This window comes from Bacillus sp. 17RED48, from assembly GCF_019837545.1.
GTDB classification, from domain to species: domain Bacteria; phylum Bacillota; class Bacilli; order Bacillales; family Bacillaceae_G; genus Bacillus_A; species Bacillus_A wiedmannii.
Genome location: NZ_JADAXG010000017.1, coordinates 39272 through 48219 on the forward strand (window position 1 = coordinate 39272; position 8948 = coordinate 48219).

Consider the following 8948-nt stretch of genomic DNA (forward strand, 5'->3'; position numbering starts at 1 on the left):
AGGGAATCCATCCTCTAAATAGATTGACAAACAGGGAATTTTCTGACAAAATCGAAATATAGATAAAACCAATAAAAATACTCGGTGTTAGGAGTGACAGGAATGCGAGTGGCACAATCAGTTTCAGAATTAATCGGGAAAACGCCGATCGTTAAGTTGAACCGCATCGTAGAATCAAACAGCGCAGATATATACTTAAAATTAGAATTTATGAATCCAGGGAGCAGTGTTAAAGATCGTATTGCATTAGCTATGATTGAAGATGCTGAAAAAAAAGGATTATTAAAAGAAGGCGATACAATCATTGAGCCAACAAGTGGTAACACAGGAATTGGTTTAGCGATGGTAGCGGCCGCTAAAGGATATAAGGCAATTTTAGTAATGCCAGAAACAATGAGTATTGAGCGTCGTAATTTATTACGTGCTTACGGTGCAGAATTAGTATTGACTCCAGGACCTGAAGGAATGGGTGGAGCGATTCGTCAAGCGACTGAATTAGCAAAAGAGCATGGCTACTTTATACCACAACAGTTCAAAAATCAATCAAATCCAGAAATTCATCGTTTAACAACAGGGCCAGAAATTGTTGAACAAATGGGTGAACAATTAGATGCGTTTATTGCAGGTATTGGTACAGGTGGAACGATTACTGGTGCTGGTGAAGTACTGAAGGAAGCGTATAAAGATATTAAAATTTATGCAGTAGAACCTGCGGATTCACCAGTACTATCTGGTGGGAAACCGGGTCCACATAAAATCCAAGGAATTGGGGCGGGATTCATCCCAGAGACATTGGATGTAGAGGTATATGATGAAATTGTTCAAGTAAAAGCAGAGCAAGCATTTGAATATGCAAGAAGAGTGGCTAAAGAGGAAGGTATTTTAGTGGGTATCTCTTCTGGAGCAGTTATTTATGCAGCAACAGAAATTGCGAAAAAGTTAGGTAAAGGGAAAAAGGTACTTGTTATTATCCCAAGTAACGGTGAACGTTATTTAAGTACACCGCTTTATCAATTTGAGTCTTAATTATATGTGATTGAAAAAGCATCCTTGAAAAGGATGCTTTTTCTTTTTGGATTGGAAATAGGAAAAGAGTGAATGACTAGAAAACTTCATGTAAAATAAGAGGTAGTATAATTAATTTATTTTCACTAGCCTTCGAGTATAACCACTTTATATACATAACGAATGTAGTTTGAAGTGGTTAATCTAAGAGGGTGGGATAAAAGAAGACGGGGTGTTGATATGCAACGAAGAAAATCTTTAGCGCTTTCTATTCCATATCAGTTAGATTTCTTTAAGCAGTATAAATTTCTTTCTAAGGATAAACCGCAACATATTTTGTTAGAGAGTGGACGTGGCGGTCGTTATAACATTGTGGGGTTGAACCCAGTAGCGGTAATCCGAGGGAAGGGTGAAACGTTACATATAAGCGAAAGTGGTAAGGAAACAATAAAACAAGGAAACCCATTAGATTTAATGCAGGAATATATGGAGCGATGGAAAACGGACTATAATCCGGAATACCCTCCATTTCAAGGTGGTGCAATTGGTTACTTTAGTTATGATTGCATCCGTTATATTGAAAAACTCCCTTCCCTTGCGGAAGATGACATTAATATACCTGATATATTCTTTTTATTATTTGATGATGTGTTTGTTTATGATCAAAAAGAAAAAGTATTATGGATTATTACACATTATGTAGATAAGCATGAAGAGGCAAAAGAGCGATTAAATGAATGGAAGATTCTTTGGGCGACAGAAGCGCCAGAAGTGAATATACCTTTTGCGTGCCCTGAAGAGAAAAGTGAAACAGTTGCTTTTACAGAAGAAAGCTTTATGAAGGCGGTTGAATGTATTCAAGAATATATTGGAGCTGGTGATGTGTTCCAAGTAAACTTGTCGACAAGGCAAGAAAGAACGTTACAAACACACCCACTCGAAATTTATACAAGTCTTCGTGAAATTAATCCATCTCCATATATGGGTTACTTGGAGCTCGGGGATTTTCAAATTGTTAGTGGATCGCCAGAGTTGCTAATTAAGAAAGAGGGAACCGAAGTAAGTACAAGACCGATTGCTGGAACGAGATCTAGAGGGGCGAATGAGCAAGAGGATGAAGAATTAGCAAAAGAATTAATTGAGAACGAAAAAGAAAGAGCAGAGCACGTCATGCTTGTGGATTTAGAACGAAATGATTTAGGGCGTGTTTGTAAATATGGCACTGTAGAAGTAGATGAATTTATGGTAATTGAGAAATACTCACATGTTATGCATATTGTTTCTAATGTGCGTGGTGAGGTGGAAGAAGATAAAGATGCTTTTGATTTAGTGAAGGCTGTATTCCCTGGGGGAACAATTACTGGTGCCCCGAAAATACGTACGATGGAAATTATTGAAGAATTAGAACCTGTTCGCCGAGGGATTTATACAGGTTCAATCGGGTGGATCGGTTATTCTGGAGATACAGAATTGAATATTGTAATTAGAACACTGCTTGCTAAAGATGGAAAAGCACATGTACAAGCAGGAGCAGGAATTGTAATTGATTCGAATCCGGAAAATGAATATAAAGAGTCGTTAAAAAAGGCGATTGCTTTATGGCGTGCAAAAGAACGTAGCGAAGAAACGGTTAGGTGAGAGAAATGATATTAATGATTGATAATTATGATTCTTTTACATTTAATTTAGTGCAGTTTCTTGGAGAACTTGGACAAGAGCTTGTTGTTAAACGTAACGATGAAGTGACTATTTCAGATGTTGAGAATATGAAACCAGACTTTTTAATGATTTCGCCAGGTCCGTGTAGTCCTAATGAAGCGGGTATTAGTATGGAGGTTATTCAATACTTTGCTGGAAAGATTCCGATTTTTGGGGTTTGTCTTGGACATCAATCCATTGCACAAGTGTTTGGTGGAGAGGTTATACGTGCGGAGCGCTTAATGCATGGGAAAACGTCGCTTATGCATCATGACGGAAAGACGATTTTTTCGGATATCCCTAATCCGTTTACTGCGACACGTTATCATTCCCTTATCGTTAAGAAAGAGACGTTACCTGATTGCTTAGAGGTAACATCTTGGACAGAAGAAGGGGAAATTATGGCGCTCCGTCATACGACATTACCGATTGAAGGTGTACAGTTCCATCCGGAATCAATTATGACTTCCCACGGAAAAGAGTTGTTGCAGAATTTCATTCGTAAATACAGTCCAAGTGTGACATCATGTTAATTTACTTAAATGGTGAGTATGTAGAAGCAAGTGAAGCGAGAATTTCTCCTTATGATCATGGTTATTTATATGGTCTTGGAGTTTTTGAGACGTTTCGTATTTATAATGGTCATCCTTTCTTATTGGATGATCATTATGACCGTTTAATAGATGCGCTGGATACATTGCAAATTAAATGGACAATGACGAAAGATGAAGTACTGCTTATTTTGAAGAATTTACTCGTTAAGAATGAATTAGAGCATGCATATGTACGTTTTAATGTATCAGCGGGTATAGATGAAATTGGATTGCAAACGAAAATGTATGAAGAGCCGTCTGTTATTGTTTTTATAAAACCTTTAGCAGCCCCTGAAGATGTAGTAGAAAAAGAAGGGGTTGTTTTAAAGCAAGTGCGAAATACACCAGAGGGTGCGTCTCGCTTAAAGTCTCATCATTATTTAAATAACATTTTAGGAAAACGTGAAATTGGAAATGTTGTGAATAAGGAAGGTATTTTTCTTACTGAAACAGGTTATGTTGCAGAGGGTATTGTTTCGAATCTCTTTTTCGTGAAAGGTGATATTTTGTATACACCTTCGTTAAAAACGGGGATTTTAAATGGTATCACTCGTGCGTTTATTATAAAGGTTGCTGAAGGGTTGGGCATCGAAGTAAAGGAAGGTTTCTTTACAAAAGATGAATTACTTTCCGCTGATGAAGTTTTCGTAACAAACTCGATTCAAGAAATTGTTCCACTTTATCATATAGAGGGGCGAGATTTCCCGGGTAAAGTAGGTGTGGTTACAAAAAGGTTTATGAATCTTTACGAAATGCAGAGAGAGAAATTGTGGAGCAGAAATGAATTGTGAAGAGGAGATGTGTAGTTTGAAGTGGGATTATGATTTGCGCTGCGGCGAATATACATTGAACTTAAATGAAAAAACTTTAATTATGGGGATTTTAAATGTAACACCAGATTCGTTTTCCGATGGTGGGAGTTACAACGAGGTAGAGGCTGCGGTGCGCCATGCGAAAGAAATGCGAGATGAAGGTGCTCATATTATTGATATCGGCGGTGAATCTACTCGCCCAGGTTTTGCTAAAGTATCAGTGGAAGAAGAAATCAAGCGAGTTGTTCCGATGATTCAGGCGGTTGCAAAAGAAGTGAAATTGCCTATTTCTATCGACACGTATAAAGCTGAAGTTGCAAAACAAGCAATCGAAGCTGGCGCTCATATTATTAATGACGTTTGGGGAGCGAAGGCGGAACCAAAAATCGCTGAAGTTGCAGCTCATTACGATGTACCTATTATCTTGATGCACAATCGCGATAACATGAATTACCGCAATTTAATGGCTGATATGATTGCTGATTTATATGACAGTATTAAAATTGCTAAAGGTGCTGGTGTGCGAGATGAGAATATCATTTTAGACCCAGGCATTGGTTTTGCTAAAACACCTGAACAAAATTTAGAAGCGATGCGTAATTTAGAACAGTTAAACGTACTGGGTTATCCGGTTCTCTTAGGTACTTCAAGAAAGTCCTTTATTGGACATGTGTTAGATTTACCGGTAGAGGAACGTCTTGAGGGAACGGGAGCTACCGTTTGTCTCGGCATTGAAAAGGGCTGTGAGTTTGTTCGTGTTCATGATGTGAAGGAAATGACACGTATGGCTAAGATGATGGATGCGATGATTGGTAAGGGGGTAAAGTAATTGGATAAAATTTATGTTCATGATATGGAGTTTTACGGTTATCATGGTGTATTCCCAGAGGAAAATAAATTGGGTCAGAGATTTAAAGTGGACTTAACGGTGGAGTTGGATTTGAAACAGGCAGGAGAAAGTGATGACTTAGAGCATTCTGTCAATTATGGAGAGCTTTTCGAGTTATGTAGAAAAGTTGTTGAAGATAGAACGTATAAGCTTGTAGAGAGTATCGCTGAAAATATTGCTGCAGATATATTGAAACGATATGAGAGTATTTTCCGTTGTACAATTAAAGTAATTAAACCAGATCCGCCGATACCTGGACATTATCGTGCTGTAGCAGTGGAAATTACGAGAGAACGTCCATGAATAATATAGCTTACATTGCATTAGGTTCAAATATCGGAGAACGTTATACGTATTTAACTGAAGCGATTCAGTTTTTAAACAAAAACCCGTATATCCAAGTTAACGATATTTCATCTATATATGAAACAGAGCCAGTTGGCTATACTGACCAAAGTTGCTTTTTAAATTTAGTTATAAAAATTTCTACCAATTTATCACCGCAAGAATTATTGAAAATTACACAAAGAGTAGAGAATGATTTAGGAAGAAAAAGGGAAATTAGATGGGGTCCGAGGACCATCGACCTTGACATTTTACTATATAATCAAGAGAATATTGAAGCAGAGAATCTTATTGTTCCGCATCCGCGGATGTTCGAAAGAGCTTTTGTTATCGTTCCGTTGTTAGAGATTAATCAAGATATAAAACAAAACATTTCACGTTCACAAGTAGAAGAAATGAAAAGGCGAGAGGGAGTAACGGTATGGAAGCAGAAAAATGGGGAAGACGCATTCGTGCTTTTCGAAAGCTGAAAGGTTATACACAAGAAGGTTTTGCGAAAGAGTTAGGGGTATCTGTATCTGTTTTAGGTGAAGTTGAGAGAGGGAATCGATCGCCTTCCCAAGATTTTGTAGTGGAAGTTGCTAAGGCATTAAAGGTTTCAGTGGAGGAATTAATGCCGAAGTGACTATGAAGGAAGGAGTAAGTCGAGTGTTAAAGATTGCAAACATTGAGATGAAAAACCCGGTTGTATTAGCACCGATGGCGGGAGTGTGTAACTCTGCATTCCGTTTGACAGTAAAAGAATTTGGTGCAGGTTTAGTTTGTGCTGAAATGGTAAGTGATAAAGCGATATTACTTAATAACAAAAGAACATTAGATATGTTATATATTGATGAAAGAGAAAAGCCATTAAGTTTACAAATTTTTGGTGGAGAGAAAGAAACTCTTGTAGATGCTGCGAAATACGTAGATAAATATACGACAGCAGACATTATTGATATTAATATGGGTTGCCCAGTACCAAAAATCATTAAGTGTGATGCGGGAGCAAAGTGGCTTTTAGACCCAAATAAAATATATGAAATGGTAGCGGCAGTTGTAGATGCTGTTGAAAAGCCGGTTACAGTTAAGATGCGTATTGGTTGGGATGCAGATCATATTTTTGCAATTGAGAATGCAAAAGCTGTTGAGCGTGCTGGCGGACAAGCAGTAGCAGTTCATGGACGTACACGAGTACAAATGTATGAAGGGAAAGCGGATTGGGATATTATTAAACAAGTAAAGCAAGCTGTAAATATCCCGGTTATCGGAAATGGTGATGTCGAAACGCCACAAGATGCAAAGCGTATGCTTGATGAAATTGGTGTAGACGGTGTTATGATTGGTCGTGCTGCCCTTGGGGACCCGTGGATGATTTATCGTACGGTAAAGTATTTGGAAACAGGTGAATTAATGCCGGAACCGACAGTGCGTGAGAAAATTGACGTATGTATGTTGCATCTAGATCGTCTTATCGATTTAAAGAACGAAATTGTCGCTGTAAGAGAGATGAGAAAGCATGCAGCTTGGTATTTAAAGGGTGTTCGTGGTAATGCAACTGTACGTAATGGTATCAATGCTTGTAATACGCGTGAGGACCTTGCGAATGTATTAGGTGCATTTGTAGAAGAAGTAGAAGCGAAACAACAAACAATTCACGTTGGTTAATAATAGATAGGGAAGATTGACATTCTTCTATACACTTCCTATAATTACGTGAAAGAAAGAAGAACTGCCAGCTAGTTGCTGGCAGTTTTTCTAGTTGAGTAGAAAATGCTATACTGTATATATTGTAAAAATTAATAGAGCTGGAGTGATATCAATACCATGGATAACATGAACCACGAAGAATTAAACGACCAATTGCTTGTTCGTCGTGAAAAGTTACATAACTTACGTGAGCAAGGAATCGATCCGTTCGGTAAACGATTTGAACGTACAAATGCAACAAATGACTTATTAAGCTTATATGGAGAGTTCTCTAAAGAAGAATTAGAAGAGAAAGAAATCTCTGTTTCTATCGCTGGTCGTATTATGACAAAACGCGGTAAAGGAAAAGCTGGATTTGCACATATTCAAGATTTACATGGACAAGTTCAAATTTATGTTCGTAAAGATGCTGTTGGAGATGAAGAGTACGAATTATTTAAAACAGCAGATTTAGGTGATTTAGTAGGTATTGAAGGTAAAGTGTTCAAAACGAACGTTGGAGAACTTTCGGTGAAAGCAACGGGCTTTACACTATTAACGAAATCTCTTCGTCCATTACCGGATAAATATCATGGATTAAAAGATGTTGAACAACGCTACCGTCAACGTTACTTAGACTTAATCACAAGTATGGAAAGCCGTGAAACATTCGTTACTCGCAGTAAAATCATTCGTGAAATGAGAAGATACTTAGATGACAATGGTTATCTTGAAGTGGAAACACCTATGATGCATGCAATTGCAGGTGGAGCTTCTGCGCGTCCTTTCATTACGCACCATAATGCGTTAGATATGGAATTATACATGCGTATCGCAATTGAACTTCATTTAAAACGCCTTATTGTGGGTGGATTAGAAAAAGTTTATGAAATCGGTCGTGTATTCCGTAATGAGGGTGTATCAACTCGTCATAATCCAGAGTTTACAATGATTGAATTATATGAAGCGTATGCTGATTATAAAGATATTATGAAACTAACAGAAAATATGGTTGCTCATATTGCGAAGCAAGTACTAGGTACAACAACAATCCAATATGGTGATTATGAAATTAATCTAGAACCAGAATGGACACGTCTTCATATGGTAGATGCAATCAAGGAACATTCAGGAGCAGATTTCTGGAATCCAATGAGTGTAGAAGAAGCGCGTGAACTTGCAAAAGAACATAATGTAGGTATTAAGGATACGATGGAAGTTGGTCATATTATAAACGAATTCTTCGAACAAAAAGTAGAAGATAAATTAATCCAACCAACATTTATTTACGGTCATCCGGTAGAAATTTCGCCACTTGCGAAAAAGAATGACGAAGATCCACGATTCACAGATCGTTTCGAATTATTTATCGTTGCACGTGAACATGCAAATGCATTTACTGAGCTAAATGATCCGATTGATCAAAAAGAACGTTTTGAAGCGCAATTAAAAGAACGCGAACAAGGTAATGATGAAGCTCACATGATGGATGATGATTATATTGAAGCTCTTGAGTACGGTATGCCTCCTACAGGTGGACTAGGAATTGGTATTGATCGTCTTGTTATGTTGTTAACGAATGCACCATCTATTCGTGATGTATTATTATTCCCTGCTATGCGTCATAAACAAGACTAAGCTTTGGAGATTTCTCCAAAGCTTTTTTTATTTGAGTATGAGCTACGTGGGGATAGTAGTTCTTGATGGTGCGAGAAATTATATTTATATAGAAGAAATGTGCTGTTTTTATACTTTTTTACTAAGTTGAAAATTTTATTAGAAAAACTATTGCATTTTAATAATCAAACTGGTATATTTATATTCGTTGCCACGAAAGGTAACAAGCAAAACAAACGAAAAACAACTTATTGAAAAAAGTTGTTGACGAAAATATAACGAAATGTTATATTAATAAAGTCGCTTCTGAGCGGCAGACGA

General features: G+C 37.4%; 10 protein-coding genes. All 10 read left to right on the top strand.

Going from position 1 to position 8948, the window contains the following annotated elements:
• Positions 1–102: 102 nt before the first annotated feature.
• The 10 genes from cysK (at position 103) to lysS (ending at position 8648) form a co-directional block, all read left to right on the top strand.
• Positions 103–1026, top strand: coding sequence for a cysteine synthase A (cysK, locus tag ILT06_RS30935; protein ID WP_064475161.1), 924 nt, complete (start codon positions 103–105; stop codon positions 1024–1026).
• Positions 1027–1245: 219 nt separating this feature from the next.
• Positions 1246–2643, top strand: a complete 1398-nt coding sequence (gene pabB / locus ILT06_RS30940) for an aminodeoxychorismate synthase component I (protein WP_087979110.1) — start codon at positions 1246–1248, stop codon at positions 2641–2643.
• 5 nt (positions 2644–2648) lie between these two features.
• Positions 2649–3236 (top strand): aminodeoxychorismate/anthranilate synthase component II, encoded by a 588-nt coding sequence (gene pabA, locus ILT06_RS30945; protein ID WP_064475163.1) that lies wholly within the window; start codon positions 2649–2651, stop codon positions 3234–3236.
• Complete coding sequence (gene pabC / locus ILT06_RS30950) at positions 3230–4087, top strand: aminodeoxychorismate lyase (protein ID WP_088047082.1); 858 nt, start codon at positions 3230–3232, stop codon at positions 4085–4087. Before pabA ends, pabC begins: the two co-directional genes overlap by 7 nt.
• Entirely contained in the window at positions 4077–4937 is an 861-nt protein-coding gene (gene folP, locus ILT06_RS30955; RefSeq protein WP_142315072.1) for a dihydropteroate synthase, read from the top strand. Before pabC ends, folP begins: the two co-directional genes overlap by 11 nt.
• Positions 4938–5300: a dihydroneopterin aldolase gene (gene folB, locus ILT06_RS30960; RefSeq protein ID WP_064475166.1), complete on the top strand. Its 363-nt coding sequence runs from the start codon at positions 4938–4940 to the stop codon at positions 5298–5300.
• Positions 5297–5812 carry a 2-amino-4-hydroxy-6-hydroxymethyldihydropteridine diphosphokinase gene (gene folK, locus ILT06_RS30965; RefSeq protein ID WP_064475167.1) on the top strand — a complete coding sequence of 172 codons (516 nt, stop codon included), beginning with the start codon at positions 5297–5299 and terminating at the stop codon, positions 5810–5812. Before folB ends, folK begins: the two co-directional genes overlap by 4 nt.
• Complete coding sequence (locus ILT06_RS30970) at positions 5764–5967, top strand: helix-turn-helix domain-containing protein (RefSeq protein WP_000387029.1); 204 nt, start codon at positions 5764–5766, stop codon at positions 5965–5967. Before folK ends, ILT06_RS30970 begins: the two co-directional genes overlap by 49 nt.
• A gap of 23 nt (positions 5968–5990) precedes the next feature.
• Positions 5991–6989, top strand: a complete 999-nt coding sequence (dusB, locus tag ILT06_RS30975; protein ID WP_064475169.1) for a tRNA dihydrouridine synthase DusB — start codon at positions 5991–5993, stop codon at positions 6987–6989.
• 159 nt (positions 6990–7148) lie between these two features.
• Positions 7149–8648 (top strand): lysine--tRNA ligase, encoded by a 1500-nt coding sequence (gene lysS / locus ILT06_RS30980; RefSeq protein WP_000369672.1) that lies wholly within the window; start codon positions 7149–7151, stop codon positions 8646–8648.
• The last annotated feature ends 300 nt before the right edge of the window (positions 8649–8948 follow it).